The sequence below is a fragment of the Kitasatospora sp. NPDC004289 genome, from assembly GCF_053602875.1.
Genome location: NZ_JBSGEL010000048.1, coordinates 48,960 through 64,686, shown reverse-complemented (window position 1 = coordinate 64,686; position 15,727 = coordinate 48,960). Strand labels below are relative to the sequence as shown.

Annotated in this window: 15 protein-coding genes; 7 read left to right on the top strand and 8 right to left on the bottom strand. The window is 74.5% G+C overall.

Annotated features, from left to right (window positions below):
• Positions 1-135 precede the first annotated feature (135 nt).
• A complete protein-coding gene (locus tag ACWEPF_RS27830) occupies positions 136-633 on the bottom strand; it encodes an FtsB family cell division protein (RefSeq protein ID WP_452174682.1) in 498 nt (165 codons plus the stop codon).
• Positions 634-756: 123 nt separating this feature from the next.
• A complete protein-coding gene (gene rsmH, locus ACWEPF_RS27825) occupies positions 757-1,725 on the bottom strand; it encodes a 16S rRNA (cytosine(1402)-N(4))-methyltransferase RsmH (RefSeq protein ID WP_345279743.1) in 969 nt (322 codons plus the stop codon).
• A 712-nt stretch (positions 1,726-2,437) separates the two neighbouring features.
• Between rsmH and ACWEPF_RS27820 the strand changes: the two genes are divergently transcribed.
• From ACWEPF_RS27820 to ACWEPF_RS27805, 4 genes are all read left to right on the top strand, one after another.
• Entirely contained in the window at positions 2,438-2,977 is a 540-nt protein-coding gene (locus tag ACWEPF_RS27820; RefSeq protein WP_345279745.1) for a beta-class carbonic anhydrase, read from the top strand.
• A gap of 255 nt (positions 2,978-3,232) precedes the next feature.
• Positions 3,233-4,225: an AAA family ATPase gene (locus ACWEPF_RS27815; RefSeq protein ID WP_380150212.1), complete on the top strand. Its 993-nt coding sequence runs from the start codon at positions 3,233-3,235 to the stop codon at positions 4,223-4,225.
• A gap of 1 nt (position 4,226) precedes the next feature.
• Positions 4,227-5,546: a DUF58 domain-containing protein gene (locus tag ACWEPF_RS27810; protein WP_345279748.1), complete on the top strand. Its 1,320-nt coding sequence runs from the start codon at positions 4,227-4,229 to the stop codon at positions 5,544-5,546.
• 118 nt (positions 5,547-5,664) lie between these two features.
• Positions 5,665-8,079 carry a transglutaminase family protein gene (locus ACWEPF_RS27805; RefSeq protein ID WP_345279750.1) on the top strand — a complete coding sequence of 805 codons (2,415 nt, stop codon included), beginning with the start codon at positions 5,665-5,667 and terminating at the stop codon, positions 8,077-8,079.
• Positions 8,080-8,221: 142 nt separating this feature from the next.
• Here the strand turns inward: ACWEPF_RS27805 and ACWEPF_RS27800 are convergent, their stop codons facing one another.
• From ACWEPF_RS27800 to ACWEPF_RS27790, 3 genes are all read right to left on the bottom strand, one after another.
• Positions 8,222-8,605 (bottom strand): DUF3040 domain-containing protein, encoded by a 384-nt coding sequence (locus ACWEPF_RS27800; protein WP_345279751.1) that lies wholly within the window; start codon positions 8,603-8,605, stop codon positions 8,222-8,224.
• Positions 8,606-8,902: 297 nt separating this feature from the next.
• The gene (locus tag ACWEPF_RS27795; protein ID WP_452174681.1) at positions 8,903-9,655 is read right to left on the bottom strand and encodes a methyltransferase; all 753 of its coding nucleotides are present in this window, start codon (positions 9,653-9,655) and stop codon (positions 8,903-8,905) included.
• A gap of 257 nt (positions 9,656-9,912) precedes the next feature.
• Positions 9,913-10,452: an SAV_6107 family HEPN domain-containing protein gene (locus ACWEPF_RS27790; protein ID WP_345279755.1), complete on the bottom strand. Its 540-nt coding sequence runs from the start codon at positions 10,450-10,452 to the stop codon at positions 9,913-9,915.
• Positions 10,453-10,947: 495 nt separating this feature from the next.
• Here ACWEPF_RS27790 and ACWEPF_RS27785 point away from each other — a divergent pair, with 495 nt between their 5' ends.
• On the top strand, positions 10,948-11,586 hold the full coding sequence (locus ACWEPF_RS27785) for a DUF4126 domain-containing protein (protein WP_452174680.1): 639 nt from the start codon (positions 10,948-10,950) through the stop codon (positions 11,584-11,586).
• A gap of 7 nt (positions 11,587-11,593) precedes the next feature.
• On the opposite strand, the gene ACWEPF_RS27780 is transcribed toward ACWEPF_RS27785, so the two are convergent.
• Positions 11,594-12,466 (bottom strand): sigma-70 family RNA polymerase sigma factor, encoded by an 873-nt coding sequence (locus ACWEPF_RS27780; protein ID WP_345279759.1) that lies wholly within the window; start codon positions 12,464-12,466, stop codon positions 11,594-11,596.
• Between the two features lie 87 nt (positions 12,467-12,553).
• On the opposite strand from ACWEPF_RS27780, the gene ACWEPF_RS27775 reads away from it, so the two are divergent.
• Positions 12,554-13,933, top strand: a complete 1,380-nt coding sequence (locus ACWEPF_RS27775) for a phytoene desaturase family protein (RefSeq protein ID WP_452174679.1) — start codon at positions 12,554-12,556, stop codon at positions 13,931-13,933.
• A gap of 66 nt (positions 13,934-13,999) precedes the next feature.
• Here the strand turns inward: ACWEPF_RS27775 and ACWEPF_RS27770 are convergent, their stop codons facing one another.
• The gene (locus tag ACWEPF_RS27770) at positions 14,000-14,356 is read right to left on the bottom strand and encodes a tetratricopeptide repeat protein (RefSeq protein ID WP_452174678.1); all 357 of its coding nucleotides are present in this window, start codon (positions 14,354-14,356) and stop codon (positions 14,000-14,002) included.
• A 142-nt stretch (positions 14,357-14,498) separates the two neighbouring features.
• Between ACWEPF_RS27770 and ACWEPF_RS27765 the strand changes: the two genes are divergently transcribed.
• The gene (locus tag ACWEPF_RS27765; RefSeq protein ID WP_345279765.1) at positions 14,499-14,753 is read left to right on the top strand and encodes a DUF2630 family protein; all 255 of its coding nucleotides are present in this window, start codon (positions 14,499-14,501) and stop codon (positions 14,751-14,753) included.
• A 15-nt stretch (positions 14,754-14,768) separates the two neighbouring features.
• Here ACWEPF_RS27765 and ACWEPF_RS27760 read toward each other — a convergent pair whose 3' ends face one another.
• Positions 14,769-15,575: a hypothetical protein gene (locus tag ACWEPF_RS27760; RefSeq protein ID WP_452174677.1), complete on the bottom strand. Its 807-nt coding sequence runs from the start codon at positions 15,573-15,575 to the stop codon at positions 14,769-14,771.
• Positions 15,576-15,727: the final 152 nt, after the last annotated feature.

Here is a 15,727-nt window from a genome sequence, read left to right as displayed (position 1 = left end):
GTTCCAGGTCTGGGGCACCGGCGGCGGGGCGGCGGGCGGGCTGCGGGCGGGCCGCTCCGGCCGCCCCTGCCGGGCGGGGCCGGGGCTTGCCGCTCCCCCTGCCGTTCCCGCTTCCACCGGGCTGACGGGGGGTGCTCATCGCGCGGTACCTCCGGACGGGGCGGCCGCCGACGGGGTGCCGAGCGGCGGGGCCGGGTTGATCTGCACCCCGGTGTCGGCGGGCGGCGGCGCCGCGGGGGTGGGGCTCGGCGAGGCGCCGGTGCGGCTCCACAGCTCCTGGTCGGTGCGCTTGACCGGCGGGCTGTCCTCGGCCTTCTCGGGCTTGCCGTTGACCGAGCCGTCGTCCTGCAGGAAGGCCAGGTCCCCGCCGGGCACCATCCCCAGCTCACGGGCCCTGCGCTCCAGCGCGTCCGGTGCGGACTGCTGGTCGATGTCCTGCTGGAGGGTCTGCTGGCGGTCCGTCAGCTCGGTGGTCTGGCGCTCCAGCCGGCTCTGCTCGAAGGAGCCCTCGTTGAGCGCGGTGTTCAGCATCAGCAGCCCGAGCAGCCCGGCCGAGAGCAGCGCCACCACCAACACCGCGAAGGGCGTGCGCCCCCGCACCTGCCGCCGGGCCGGGCGCACCGAGATCCGCACCCCGCCCCCCTGACCCGGTACCGACCCGCGCTCCCGCCGCGTCCGACCACCCGTCAGGCCTCCACCGGCCACCGGCACCGCTCTTCTCCCTCGCCGCTCACGTCCCCCCGTCCGGCGTCCGTTCTAGCCGCGGGTCTCCCTGATCCTCTCCGCCACGCGCAGCCGCACGGGCGCGGCACGCCGGTTCTCCTCGATCTCCTCCTCCGTGGCCAGCTCGGCACCGCGGGTGAGCAGCTTCAGCCAGGGCTGGTGCTCCTCCGGGATGATCGGCAGCCCCGGCGGGGCGGTGTTGGTGGCCCCCTGGGCGAAGTACTGCTTCACCAGGCGGTCCTCCAGCGACTGGTACGACATCACGGCGATCCGGCCGCCGAGCGCGAGCACGTCCAGCGCGCCCGGGATGGCCCGGTCCAGCACCTCCAGCTCGCCGTTGACCTCGATCCGCAGCGCCTGGAAGGTGCGCTTGGCCGGGTTGCCGCCGGTGCGGCGGGTGGCCGCCGGGATGGCGTTGCGCACCAACTCGACCAGACGCGCGGAGTTGGTGAACGGTTCCTTCTCGCGCTCGCGCAGGATCACCGAGGCGATCTTCCCGGCGAACCGCTCCTCGCCGTAGACCTTGAGGATCCGGGCCAGCTGACCGTGGGTGTAGGTGTTCAGCACCTCGGCCGCGCTCAGACCGCGGGTCTGGTCCATCCGCATGTCCAGCGGGGCGTCCTGCGCGTACGCGAAGCCGCGGTCCGCCTCGTCCAGCTGCATCGAGGAGACGCCGAGGTCGAACAGGATGCCGTGCGCCTCCGGGATGCCGAGGCGGTCCAGCACCTCGGGGATCTCGTCGTACACCGCGTGCACCAGCGTCGCCCGCTCGCCGAAGCGGGCCAGCCGCTCCCCCGACAGCTTCAGCGCCGCCGGGTCGCGGTCCACGGCCACCAGCCGCACCTCGGGGAACTGCGTCAGCAGCGCCTCGCTGTGGCCGCCGAGGCCGAGGGTGGCGTCCACCACCACGGCGCCTGGGGCGGAGATCGCTGGGGCCAGCGCGTCTACGCAGCGCTGCAGCATCACCGGGACGTGCTTGGGGGCCGGACTGTCGGTGCTCATGACGACCATTCTGGTCCATCCCGCCCACCCCGCCGCCCACCCGGGCCCGCGGAGGCGCCACGCAGGGGGACAGCAGCGCGGCGGTGTGGCCGGCGAAAGTGGTCACACCGGGGGCGCGAGGAACTGCGCGAATCGGGAGGCGGCCCAGCGTGAGGTCGGGGCAGGCGAGCCAGTTGCAGGCGCTGCCGTTCCCCTGCGCGCAGTTCCTCGCGCCCCCGGTGTGACCACCTTCGCCAGACCGCTTTCCGACGCGCGGCAGAGCCCCGCAGGGAGCGTGCCTGCGGGACGCAGGCCGGGGTCCCCGCCCGCTCGTCCGGGGAAGGAGTGGCCGCCCGGCACCGGGGAAGGTGCGCCAGGTGGACACGGAGCGGGTGGAGGCCTCGGACTACGTACCGGCCCGGCCCCGGGCGGCGGTTGACGGGCCGTCAGGGGTGGGGCTCCACTGGCCGGAACTCTACCGTCCCCACCTGCCGAGTCAATCGACCGCGACCGCGCGCCACCCGGGCGGCGGCATGGATTCCCGCAGGTGGGAGCAGGGACGGCCATCCGCTCCCCCGCACGGCCGCACCGCGCACGCCCCCCACCGCGCGCCGGACGGACCGGCACGAACCGGACGTGCGGCACCGCTCAGCAGCTATGCCCTCCGTCACACCCCACCCGTTCACCACCGGCCCCCCTCCGCGACGGCCGGAAGGCCACTACCGTCTTCGGCATGACAGTGACCCCCGACCGGCCCGTGCCGACCGCCGCTGCCGACTCCACCCCGTCCATCACCGACCGGTTCGTCGCCGCGAACCGCGAGTACGCCAAGACCTTCCGGGACGGCGGGATGGACGCCCGCCCGGTGCGGAACGTCACCGTGGTGGCCTGCATGGACGCCCGCCTCGACCTGTTCGCCGCCCTCGGCCTCGAACTCGGCGACGCCCACCTGATCCGCAACGCCGGCGGCGTCGTCACCGACGACACCATCCGTTCCCTGACGATCAGCCAGCGCGCCCTGGGCACCCGCTCGATCGTCCTCATCCACCACACCGGCTGCGGCCTCCTCGGCCTCACCGAGGACTTCCGCCGCGACCTGGAGCTCGAGGTCGGCCAGCGCCCCACCTGGGCCGTCGAGTCCTTCGTCGACCTGGACGGCGACGTCCGCCAGTCCATGCAGCGGGTCCGCACCTCCCCCTTCATCCCCCACCGCGACGACGTCCGCGGCTTCGTCTTCGACGTCCACACCGGCCTCCTCCGCGAAATCCACTGACTCCTCCCCTCGCGCCCCTGACGGAGAGCGCCCCGCCAGGGGCGCGAGGCTCTGACATTTGCGGCTCCGCCGCGGGGCGCGAAGCGGAGGAAACGAACGGTCAGATCGCGGCACACGGCTCAGCCCCGCATCAGAGCGCAAAACGGACACTCCCCCCGTGTCGCCCACTCGGGTGACGTTCCGCCCCCCGACAAGGAAGAATGCGCCTTCAGGCCGACCGGCCAGCTTGCATTTTCGGGGCATGGGAGCAATCGAGTGACGACCTTCAACGGACAGAGCGGCACGGGCGGTTCAGGACTGCACGAGCTCGGCGCAGTGGTCGAACGGGTCCGGGCCTCGGTGGAGAGCGTCATCGAGGGCAAGCCGGAGGCCGTCCGGATCGCCCTCACCGTGCTGCTGGCCGAGGGCCACCTGCTGCTCGAGGACGTGCCCGGCGTCGGCAAGACCATGCTGGCCAAGGCGCTGGCCCGCTCGGTGGACTGCACCGTCCGCCGGATCCAGTTCACCCCGGACCTGCTGCCCTCCGACGTGACCGGCACCAACGTCTTCGACCAGCAGCGGATGGACTTCGAGTTCCGCCCGGGCGCGATCTTCGCGCAGATCGTGGTCGGCGACGAGATCAACCGCGCCTCGCCGAAGACCCAGTCCGCGCTGCTGGAGTCGATGGAGGAGCGCCAGGTCACCATCGACGGCACCAGCTACGAGCTGCCGTCCCCGTTCATGGTGATCGCCACCCAGAACCCGGTGGAGATGGAGGGCACCTACCCCCTCCCCGAGGCGCAGCGCGACCGCTTCATGGCCCGGGTGTCGATCGGCTACCCCAGCGCCGAGGCCGAGTTCGCGATGCTGGACGTGCACGGCGGCGCCAGCCCGCTGGACCACCTGACCCCGGTCGCGCACGCGCACGACATCCTCAAGCTGGTCGAGGTGGTCCGCTCGGTGCACGTCTCCGAGGCGGTCCGCCGCTACGCGGTCGAGCTGGTCGGCGCCACCCGCTACCACCAGGAGCTGCGCCTGGGCGCCTCGCCGCGCGCGACCCTGCACCTGATCCGGGCCGCCCGCGCCCACGCCGCGCTGGACGGCCGCGACTACGTGCTGCCGGACGACGTCCAGGCGCTGGCCGTGCCGGTGCTGGCGCACCGTCTGCTGCCCACCGCGGAGACCCAGCTCAGCCGCCGTTCGACCGAACAGATCGTCACCGACCTGGTGGCGAGCCTGCCCATCCCGCGTCCGCAGGGCCGGGGCTGAGGTGGCCAAGGGGGACAGCGCGACCGGACTGCGCACCGGACTGCGCGGCCTGACCACCCGGGGACGGTCCTTCCTGGCCGCCGGGATCACCGCCGCGCTCTGCGCCTACGTCTTCGGCCAGGACACCCTGCTCCAGGTCTCGGTGCTGCTGGCCGCCCTGCCGCTGGCCGCCGCCGTGCTGCTGCTGCGCACCCGCTACCGGGTGGCCGGCGGGCGGCGCCTCAGCCCGTACCGGGTGGCGGCGGGGCAGGAGGCCCGGGTGCACCTGCGCCTGGACAACGTCTCCCGGGTGCCCACCGGCCTGCTGCTGCTGGAGGACCAGGTCCCGTACGTGCTGGGGCCGCGACCGCGGTTCGTGCTGGACCGGGTGGAGCCGCGCGGCTTCCGCGAGGTCTCCTACCGGGTCCGCTCGGACCTGCGCGGGCGCTACCCGCTGGGGCCGCTGCAGCTGCGGGTGGCCGACCCGTTCGGGATGTGCGAGCTGAACCGTTCGTTCGCCGCCTCGGACGTGCTGACCGTGGTGCCCCAGGTGGTGGCCCTGCCGACCGTGAAGCTGCCCGGGGAGTCCACCGGCCACGGCGAGTCCAACGTCCACACCCTGGCGCTGGCCGGGGACGACGACGTGATCCCGCGCGAGTACCGGCACGGCGACGACCTGCGCCGGGTGCACTGGAAGTCCACCGCCCGCTACGGCGAGCTGATGGTCCGTCGGGAGGAGCAGCCGCTGCGGGCCAAGGCCACCGTGCTGCTGGACACCCGGGACGTGGCGCACCGGGGTTCCGGCCCGGCCTCCTCCTTCGAATGGGCCGTCAGCTGCGCCGCCTCGGTCGGCGTGCACCTGCTGGAGCGCGGCTACCAGACCCGGCTGCTGACCGACACCGGTCTGGCCGTGCCCGGCCCGGAGGCCGGGGCGATCGCCACCGTGGCGGAGGCGGCCGGCCTGCTGCTGGACTCCCTCGCCGTGGTCGAGCTCTCCGACGGCGGCACCCTGGCCCGGGCCGAGCAGGTGCTGCGCCAGGGCGGCGACGGCGTGCTGGTCGCGGTGCTCGGCTCGCTGGACGAGGAGCAGGTGGCCCGGCTCGGGCGGCTGCGGCGGCGGGCCGCCGGAGCGGTCGCCTTCCTGCTGGACACCGCCACCTGGGCCGGCCTGCGCCACCTGGCGCCGGACACCCCGGACCAGGACGCCACCGACCAGGTGACCCGCCTGCGCGAGGCCGGCTGGACGGTGCTCTCCGCCCGGGCCGGCGACTCGGTGGCCACCCTGTGGCGGCACGCCGAGCGCGCCGCCGCGGTCCCCTACCGCAACGGGGCGGGGTCATGACCGCCGCATCCGCCCGGGCCCGCCGCGCCCGCCGGAGCACGCCGCGGGACCGTTCCCTCCCGGCCGCAGGCGCCGCGCGCCCGGCCTTCCGTACCGACCGAAGCGGGGAGGCCGCCGGATGACCACCCGGGCCAAGCTCACGCTCTACTCGGCGCTGGCCACCGTGCTGGTGACGCTCTGTCTGACCCCGCTGGTGGAGCCGGCCTCCTGGGTCCTGCGCGCCGTGCTGGTGACCGCCGCCGCCGGGGGCGCCGGGGCCGGGCTGCGCCGGCTGGCGTTCTCCCGCGCGCTCCAGGTGCCGCTCCAACTGCTGGCCGTGCTCTACCTGTTGATGCTGCTGTTCGTGCAGCGTTCGATGGACTACCTGGTACTGCCCGGCCCGAGCGCGCTGGACGCGGTCGGCAGCCTGCTGGCGGAGGGTCAGAAGACCGTCCAGGAGTACACCGCCCCGGCCCCGGCGACCGAGGGCGTGCAGCTGATCCTGGTCGGTGCGGTGGCGCTGATCGCGGTGCTGGTCGACGCCCTCGCGGTGACCTTCCGCCGGGCCGCGCTGGCCGGGCTGCCGCTGCTCGCGCTGTACTCCGTCGGCACCGGCCTGAACGGCGCCGACAACGCCTGGCTGTGGTTCCTGCTCTCCGCCGCGGGTTACCTGCTGCTGCTCTTCGCCGAGGGCCAGGACCGGCTCTCCCGCTGGGGCCGGGTCTTCCACGGCACCTCGCAGGACGGCAGCGGCACCATCTCGCACAGCGGCCACCGGGTCGGCCTGCTCGCCCTGGCCTGCGCGGTGGTGATCCCGCTGATCGTCCCGCAGACCGGCCTCGGCCTGTTCGGGGACGGCAACGGGAGCGGCGCGGGCCTCGGCAAGGGATCGGGGCGGCCGGTCACCTCGCTGAACCCGGTGGTGGCCCTGACGGCCAATCTGACCCGTCAGGACGTCAACACCGAGATGTTCACCTTCCGCACCGACTCCAACGCCACCGACCTCTACATGCGGATCGGCGCGCTGGACAGCTTCGACGGCGTCTCCTGGAAGTTCTCCGAGCAGCGCCTCCAGCAGATCCCCAGCCCGATGCCCTACCCGCAGGGGCTCGGCCAGGACGTCCAGGCCGAGAGCTTCCGCACCGACATCAAGATCTCCAAGAACCTCTCCACCGAGTGGTTGCCGATGCCCTACCCGGCCGACACGGTCACCGTGCGGGGCGACTGGAAGTACGAGCCCGACACCCGCTCGGTGGTCGGCGACGGCGGGCAGAAGACCGACGGCATCACGTACTCCGTGGTCAGCAAGGACGTCCGCCCGACCCCCGAGCAGCTCCGCTCGGCCGGCCCCGTCCCGAACGAGATCGCCCGCCGCTTCACCTCCCTGCCGGACACCCTGCCGCCGGTGGTCGCCCAGACCGCCCGCAAGGTGGTGGCCGGCAAGAACAACCCCTACGACCAGGCCGTGGCGTTGCAGGCCTGGTTCAACGGCCCCGAGTTCCGCTACAGCCTCCAGGTCGCCGCGGCCACCGGGAACGAGGCCATCGAGCGCTTCCTGCGCGAGAAGACCGGCTTCTGCGTGCACTACGCGGCCACCATGGCCGCGATGGCCCGCTCGCTGGGCATCCCGGCCCGGGTGGCGATCGGCTTCGCTCCCGGCACCGACATGGGCCGGGGCAGCTTCCTGGTCCGCAGCCAGGACTACCACGCCTGGCCGGAGCTGTACTTCCCCGGCTCGGGCTGGCTGCGCTTCGAGCCGACCCCGAGCCGCGGCAGCGCCCCCGAGTACACCTCGGAGAAGGCCGCCCCGGCTCCGAGCGCCCAGCCGACCGAGGCGACCACCGCGCCGAGCACCGCGCCCTCCGCGGCGCCCAGCTCCAGCAGCAGCTGCACCGCGCAGCAGCAGCGCCAGGACGGCTGCGCCGACGAGCAGGCGGTCACCCCGCTCACCGTCGAGGAACGGCCCTGGTGGCTGGAGTGGCCGGTGCTGGTCTCCGTGCCGGCCGCACTGCTGCTGCTGGCCCTGCTGGCCACCCCGATGCTCTGGCGGATCCGCCAACGGCGCCGACGGCTCGGCACCGGCCGGCGGGCACCCGGTGGCGACGGCGGCGGCGAGTTGACGGACCGCCAGGTGCTGGCCGCCTGGGAGGAGCTGATCGACACCGCCTGGGACCTCGGCATCCCGCCGGACGACTCGCGCACCCCGCGCACCGCCGTCCGCCGGATCGCCGAGGTCGGGCAGCTGGATCCGGAGGCGACGGCTGCGGCCGGCCGGGTGGCGCTGGCCACCGAACGGGTGCTCTACGCCCGCAGTGCCGACACCGAGCTGCCGCTCGGCCCGGACGTGCGGACCGCCGCCGAGGGCCTGCGGGCCTCGGCCGGCCGCCGCGGCCGGACCAGGGCCGTGCTGCTGCCGCCGTCCTCGGCGCGGCTGCGCCGGCGGATCGGCGACCGGGCGGCGGCGGTCGGCGACGCGGTCCGCTCCCGCCTGGACCGGCTCTCCGCGGCGGTGCGCCGTCTGCCGGGCCTGCGGGGGCGGGGCGAACGGGACTGACGGACGGCGGGAGGGGAGGGGGCTCGGCCCCCTCCCCTCCCGCCGTCCGGTTCACCTCCGCACGGATGCACGACGAGGGCGGGCAGTCGAATCGACTGCCCGCCCTCGTGCGAACCCAGGTCTTCCGGTCTTCCGGTGCCGGTCACATGCCGTCGTGCTCGTCCCGACGGCGTTGCCAGCGCTGCTCCATCCGGTCCATCACACCGGCCTTGCGGCGGGGAGGCGGGGAAGCCTTGGCTCCCGCTCCCTGCCCGGCCGGACCACGCCTCCAGCCCTTCACGGCGAAGACCGCGCAGCCCAGCATCACCACGAAACCGACCACGCCCACCACGATCACGTTGGCGACGAGGCCCCCCATCAGGAGGGCGATGCCCACCACGAACCCTGCGGCGGCCAGGTAGACCCGCCGACGGGTGTAGGTGCGCAGCCCGGTTCCCTCAAGCGCTGACGCGAATTTGGGATCTTCGGCGTACAGCGCTCGCTCCATCTGCTCGAGCAGTCGCTGCTCGTGCTCCGAGAGCGGCACGGAGTCCTCCTACTCGTCGGTCGCGGGGCGACCGGTCCGCCACCCCTGGCTCGGGTCGTTGTGTGGACCATATGCCCCACGGGCCAGGCCGTCATGCTTTCCGGCTTTACCCAGATCATACGGTCCGGGCCGCCGGTTCGGGACGGTCAGGAGCACGTGGCTCGGGCCACGTCGCGTTCCCCGTCCCCAGCCACCCAACGCCGCAGTGCACCGACAAGTGCCCGAGGCGGTGGAATCATCCCGACGGAGTCGCGACGAGCCGGGTTTCGGGGCGGGAAACGGCGGGCGAAGGAGGGGTCAGGCGAGGGCGGCCAGCAGGTGGAGCTGGGTCGCCACGGCGTGGAAGGCGGGCTGCTCGGCGGCGGCCTGCTCCAGCTTGAGCAGGGCCTCCACCGCACCCGGCTCGGTGTCCACCAGGACGCCGGGCACCAGGTCGGAGAAGACCCGGACGCCGTGCACCGAGGAGACCCGGAGCCCGGAAGCGGCGGCCAGTCCGTTCAGCTCCTCGGCGGTGAAGCGGCGGGGCATCGGGTCCTGGGCGCCCCAGCGGCCGTCCGGGGCGTCGAGCACCGCGCGGGCGTCGTCGAAGTGGCCGGCCAGGGCGCGGGCCAGCACGGCGCCGTTCCGGTTGGCGGCCAGCAGGCTGACCAGGCCGCCCTCGGCCAGGGTGGCGGTCAGGTTCTTCAGCGCCTCGGCCGGGTCGTCCACGACCTCCAGCACACCGTGGCAGAGCACCGCGTCCACCGACCCCGGGGTGACCACCTCGGGCAGGGTCTGGGTGTCGCCCTGGACGGCCCGGACCAGCTCCGTGACGCCGGCCTCAGCGGCCCGGCGCTCCAGCGCGAACAGCGCGTCCGGGCTCGGGTCCACCACCGTCACCCGGTGGCCCAGCTTCGCCACGGGCACGGCGAAGTTGCCCGTGCCGCCGCCGGTGTCGAGCACCTCCAGCACGGGCTTGCCCAGCTCGGCCGCCCGGGTCTCCAGGGCGGCTCGCACCACCTCCCACACCACGGCGGTACGCAGGGCACTGCGGGGACGGGTCGGGTACAAGGCGGAGGCTCCTCGGCTAGGGCGAAGCGGGACGCTGGACGCCACCACCTTAGACGCCCCGGACACCACTCCCGGTTCACCGCCGCCCACGGCCCCACCGAACGGCCTGACGGCCCGTCACCCACCCCTTCCCGAACGCCGACGGCCAGGCCGGACCTCGACCGCCCCTCCGCTTCAGTCCACGTCCCCCACCCCCACCCCCGCCCCCGGCGGGAGCGAGCAGGTCCGACCCCACACCCCGACCCCCACCCTCCCCCTCACTCCACATCCCCCACCCTGTCCCCCAGCGGGAGCGGCTGGTCCGGGTGGAGGTCCAGCAGGCGCTGCACCAGGCGGAGGTAGAGGGCCGTGTTCCTGATCAGGTCGTCCGCGTCGCGGGCCGAGGCCGCGTTCGGGATCCCCGCCTCGGCGGCCGCGCGGCGCCGCGCCCCGGCGGCGAAGTACGCGGCCCACTCGACCAGCTCGGGGGCCACCTCGGGCAGCACGTCCCAGGCGCTGCGGATGGCCTGGCGCCGCCTGCCCCGTTTCTCCGGGCGCCCCCGGACGGCCAGCACGGCGGCGGTGGTGCGGAGTGCGGCGAGGTGGGCGGTGGAGTAGCGCTGTAGCGGGTCCTCGTACTGGCGGGCCTGCAGCAAGGTCAGCTCGGCGTGCCGGAGCAGGTCGAGCGCGGCCGGCGGGGCGGCCGCGCGACGCGGCACCGGGTGGATGTCGGCGCCCCTCAGGCGGCCGGCCGGGACGGACGGCGGGCCTGCGGGCGCGGGCAGCAGTGGGGCGGTCTCGGGCTGACTGATGGTCATACTCTCCCCCGGTCCACGGCGGGTGCACGGACCGGACGGCCCGTACGTCTCCATGGTGGACGGCGGCACTGACAATCTGGTAGTGGGCGCTGACGCACGGACACCCCGCACCGGTCGGTGCGGGGTGTCCGGACGCGTCCCCCCGTGGTTCCCCCGTAGGCCCCCCGGTGGGTCCCCCCGGACCCGGCGTTCCCCCGTACCGCGTTCCGCCGCCCCGTGTCGGCGGTCCGCGGCCGCACCCGGCCCGTTGTCGCGGCCCGAGTGGTTGCCCACCGGTCCCCCACAGTCCGTGGACGTCGGGCCGCTGCCCGGAGGAGACCTGACGGTCCGTCGCTCCGGGATGCCCCCACTCTGCCGTTCCCGCAGGTGGGACGGGTATCCGTCGCCGTACTCAAGTGCGCGGCTGAGTATCCGTACTCATCTTCGGCACCCGCGGAACCGGCACCGGTACGGTGGCGTCCTGACAGCGCCTGGAGTGTTCACGAGGGGGAGCGGATGAGCGTCATCCCGTTGGTCTTCACCAGCGGTTGGGCCAGTGGCATCAACGCCTACGCGGTGGTCCTGCTGCTCGGCCTGCTGGGCCGGTTCGGCGGGGCCGATTCGGTGCCGCCCGTACTGGAACGGACGGACGTGCTGATCGCGGCCACCGTGCTGTTCCTCTGCGAGGCGGTGGCGGACAAGATCCCGTACGTGGACTCGGTCTGGGACGCGGTGCACACCGTGATCCGCCCGATCGCGGGCGCCACCGTCGGCGCGCTGCTGGCCGGTCAGGACCCGGGCTCGCTGGGCGAGGTGGCGGCCGGGGCGGTGGGCGGCACCACGGCGCTGGTCAGCCACGGCATCAAGGCCTCGCTCCGAATGGCGATCAACACCTCGCCGGAGCCCGCCAGCAACGTCATCGCCAGCATCCTGGAGGACCTCTCGGTGGCCGGGCTGATCACCCTGGCGATCTTCCACCCCTGGCTGGCCGCCTCGGCCGCCGCCGTCCTGCTGGTGCTGGGCGCGCTGCTGGTCTGGTTCGCGGTCTCCCGGATCCGCCGCTTCCTGGCCCGTCGCCGGGAGAAGAAGGCCGACCGGCGGTCGGGTGGCGCCGCCCCGGTGGGACAGGGCGGCGCCACCCGACTGCCGTACTGACGGGCGGTCAGACCGCGGGCGGCAGGTCCAGCCGGGCCAGCCGCTCGCGGTCGGCGAGGATGGCGATCTCGGTGATCCGTCCGTCCCGGACGGTGAAGGCCATCAGCGAGTACGGGCGGCCGTTCGGCTCCACCAGACTGCCGACGCTGCCGTTGACCAGCACCAGCCGCCCGAACGGGGCCAGCCCGGCGAACCGGGCCGCCTGCGCGGCGACCAGCCGGGCACCCCGCAGCAGTTGGGAGACGCCGGGGCCGGAGTCCACCCGGAGCAGCACCTCCGGGTCGAGCACCTCCAGCAGCGCGTCGAAGTCGCCGTCCCGGGCGGCGTTGCGGAAGGCCTCCACCACCACGCGCTGCAGCCCCCGGTCCGGCTCCTCCGGCGGGGTCGCGCCCTGCACCCGGCGGCGCGCCCGGCTGGCGAGCTGACGGGCGGCGGCCGGCTCGCGGTCGACGATCCGGGCGACGGTGTCGAAGTCCACCTGGAACATGTCGTGCAGCACGAAGGCCACCCGCTCGGCGGGCGGCAGGGTGTCCAGCACCACCAGCATGGCCAGGCCGACCGAGTCGCCGAGCAGCGCCTCCCCCTCCGGGTCCGTCCGCGCCAGGTCGGAGACCACCGGGTCCGGCAGCTGGAAGTCGGTGGCGTCCTCCGGCCGGGCCTTGCGCGAGCGCAGCTGGTCCAGGCAGACCCGGCCGACCACGGTGGTCAGCCATGCCCCGAGGTTGCGCACCTCGCGCACGTCCGCGCGGCTCAGGCGCAGCCAGGCCTCCTGCACCGCGTCCTCCGCCTCGGCCAGCGACCCCAGCATCCGGTACGCCACCGCCCGGAGCGCGGGCCGCTCGGCCTCGAACCGCTCCGCCAGCACGATCTCCTCGTTCACCCGGCCCACCCTAGGCGGCGGGCTGACGGAGCGTCAGGCCAGGGCGCCGTTCGGAGCGGGCGGGCGACGCTGTCTAGGATCGTCCGCATGGCACGGATCGTGATCGTCGGCGCGGGGATGAGCGGACTGGCCGCGGCGGCGCGGCTGGGCACGCTGGGGCATCGGGTGACGGTCTGTGAGGCCGGGCCGACGTACGGCGGGGAGCTCGGCCGGTACGAGCACGACGGCTTCGCCTTCGACACCGGGCCGACCCTGCTCGCGCTGCCCGCCGTGTACCGCGACCTCGCGCTGAAGAGCGGCCGGGAGCCGCTGGAGCAGCTGGTGCGGCTGGCCCCGGTCGACCCGGAGAGCCGGCACCTGTTCCCCGACGGCACCGAGCTGGTGCTCTCCAACGCCTCCCGCGGCCGGGTGGCCGAGGCCCTGGACACCGCCTTCGGCCCCGGCACCGGAGCCCGCTGGGGCGAGGTCACCAACCGCGCCCGCACCGTCTGGGAGGCCACCCGCCGCCCCCTGCTCGAGGAGCCGCTGCCCGCCGACCCCGCCCCGCTGCACACCGACCCCTACCCCGCACCGCCCCGCCGCGGCCTGGCCCGGCTGCGCCGCGAGCGCCCGCACACCCTGGCCGCCGTGGCCGCCGAGGAGCTCGGCGGCGGGGCCGGGCCGACGGCGCTGCTGTACGAGTACGCGCTCCGGTACGGCCTGGACCCGCGCACCGCTCCGGCCGGGGCGGCGGTGCTGGCGTACATGGAGCAGTCCTTCGGGGTCTGGTCCGTGGGCGGCGGGATGCGGGAGCTGGCCACGGCGGTGTACCGGCGGTGCGAGCAGCGCAAGGTGGAGTTCCACTTCGACACCGAGGTCGACGAGGTGCTGCACCAGGACGGCCGGGTGACCGGGGTGGCCGCCGGGGCACGCCGCTTCGAGGCCGACGTGGTGCTGACCTCGGCCGACCGCACCGGGGCCCGCCTCGGACGGTCCCGGCTGTCGGTGCTGCTGTCGCTGCGCGGCGAGCGCCCGGCCGGCACGGTCGTCCGCACCGTGGTGCACGCCCGGGACACCGCCGCCGAGCTGGCCGCGCTGTTCGACCGGGACGAGTACCCGCGCTTCCCCACCGTCCAGGTGCACCGCCCGGGCGACGGCGCCCCCGAGGGCCACGAGGCCGTCACCCTCACCGTCACCGTGCCGCCGGGCACCGCCGTCCCCGCGGACTACGCCGACCACCTGCTGGAGCACCTCGCCTCGGCCGGTCTCGACCTCCGCGAGCGGCTGGCGCACCTGCACGTCCCGGCGCCCTCGGCCGCGCAGCCGCTGCCCTCGCTGGCCGGGACGGGCGGAGCCCTCCTCGGCCCGCCGAACGCGACCGGGTACCCCAACCTGTACCGGATCGGCTCCGCCTCCCACCCGGGCGGCGGACTGGCGCGCACCGGGATGTCGGCCTCGATCGTGGCCGGGTTGGTCGGCCCGGCCTGACGGAACGCCAGGCGGGCCGCCGCACCCCACGGAGTGCGACGGCCCACCTGACGGCACCGCGACGGCCTAGTCGGCCAGGTTGGCGGCCCTCACCTCGTAGACGGCGCTCGCCTCCTGGTCCGTCCCCATCGCCTCGGCGAGACGGCGGAACCCGGCCGCCTCCTCCGGGCGACCCTGCCGGTGCAGGGTGCGGCCGAGCGCCTCGTAGGCCCAGCCGTTCGCCGGGTCGAGCTCGACCAGACGGCGGAACGCGGCCTCGGCCCGGCCCAGTTGGGCGCTGTGGAAGTAGGACCGGCCGAGCAGCTCGACGGCCGCCCGGTTGGCCGGGTCCGCCTCGACGATCGGGGCGAGGATCGCGGCCGCGCCGCTGTAGTCCTTCGAGTCGAAGAACAGGTTGGCGCGCTGGTACTCCTGGTAGCTCACTGCGGGGGCTCCTTCCTCGGTCAGGCCCTCGTTCCGCCCCCTCCAACCAGCGCCGCCCTCCGGGTGTTCCCGGCTTGTGGGCGCGGCCCGGTGGGGCAGGATGGAGCGGGTCCGGAACCCCACTCGTTCACAGGAGACACCCATGAGCGGCAAGGAGAACGCCGAGATCCTCGGCTCGATCGGCTCGATGGTGGAGGCCGAGAAGCAGCTCCGCGCGCGGATCGCCTCCGGCGGCGCGGACCAGGAGGCGGCCCGGGCCGAGCTGGCCGCCCTGGAGGTCAAGCTCGACCAGTGCTGGGACCTGCTGCGGCAGCGGCGGGCCCGGGCGGAGTTCGGCGAGGACCCGGGCGGGGCGAAGCTGCGGCCGGCCGCCGAGGTGGAGGGCTACCAGTCCTGAGCCGCTGACGGCGCGTCAGGACTGCTGCTGGTAGTTCCAGTTCTGCTGCTGGTCGTGGCCGGCCGGGCCGGACTGCTGCGGGATCACCGGCTGCTGCTGCCAGTCCTGCTGCTGCCAGCCCTGCTCGTAGTAGCCGGTCTGGGCGTACGGGTCCTGGTACTGCTGCTGGTACTGCTGCTCGTAGCCCGGCACCGGCTGCTGCTGTTGCTGCTGCTGCTGCTGCTGCTGGTAGCCGAACTCGTCGGTGGCGGCGTAGTACTGCGGCTCGGGCTGCGGCTGGTAGTACGCACCGGCGTAGACGCTGTCCTCGGTGAGCGGCTCCGGCTGGTACACGGCCTGCTCGTAGGCGGCGGCCTCGTAGGCAGGGGCCTCGAAGGCGGCCGGCTCGAAGGCCACCTGCTCGAACTCGTACGGCGCGGCAGCGGGTACGGCGGCGGGCTCCTCGATCGGGCCGACCTCGCCGACCTGCACCACGGCGGCGGCCTCGGCGGCCGGGTCCTCGCCCCCGATGGCGGCGCTCAGCAGCGGCACCTTGGCGAGGGCACCGGGCAGCTCACCGTCGGCCTTGCGCAGTGACCAGCCCGAGGTGTAGCCGCGCTTCACCGAGAGGGTGACCATCACCTGACCGGCCGCGAAGCCGGCCGCGCCGGCGCCGATCACCGGGACGGAGGAGAGCACCATCCCGACGGCGACCAGCAGGAAGCCGCCCAGCGCGACGGCGCGCCAGTGCAGCGGGGAACGACTCTGCAGCAGCAGCTCGGCGAACAGCCAGAGCGCGACCGCCGCGAGCGCGGCGTACAGCACGAGGTACCCGACGCCCATACCGCGTTCCTCCAAGTCACCGGCCCAGCCACCGCCCCCGCGTCCCGGCGACTGTACAGGCTCGCCCCACCCACGGACGACCCTCCGGACCGCCTACGGCGCAACGCCCACAGGACCGAGAGCCCGGCCCACCGCCGAATGACCCGCTGGAC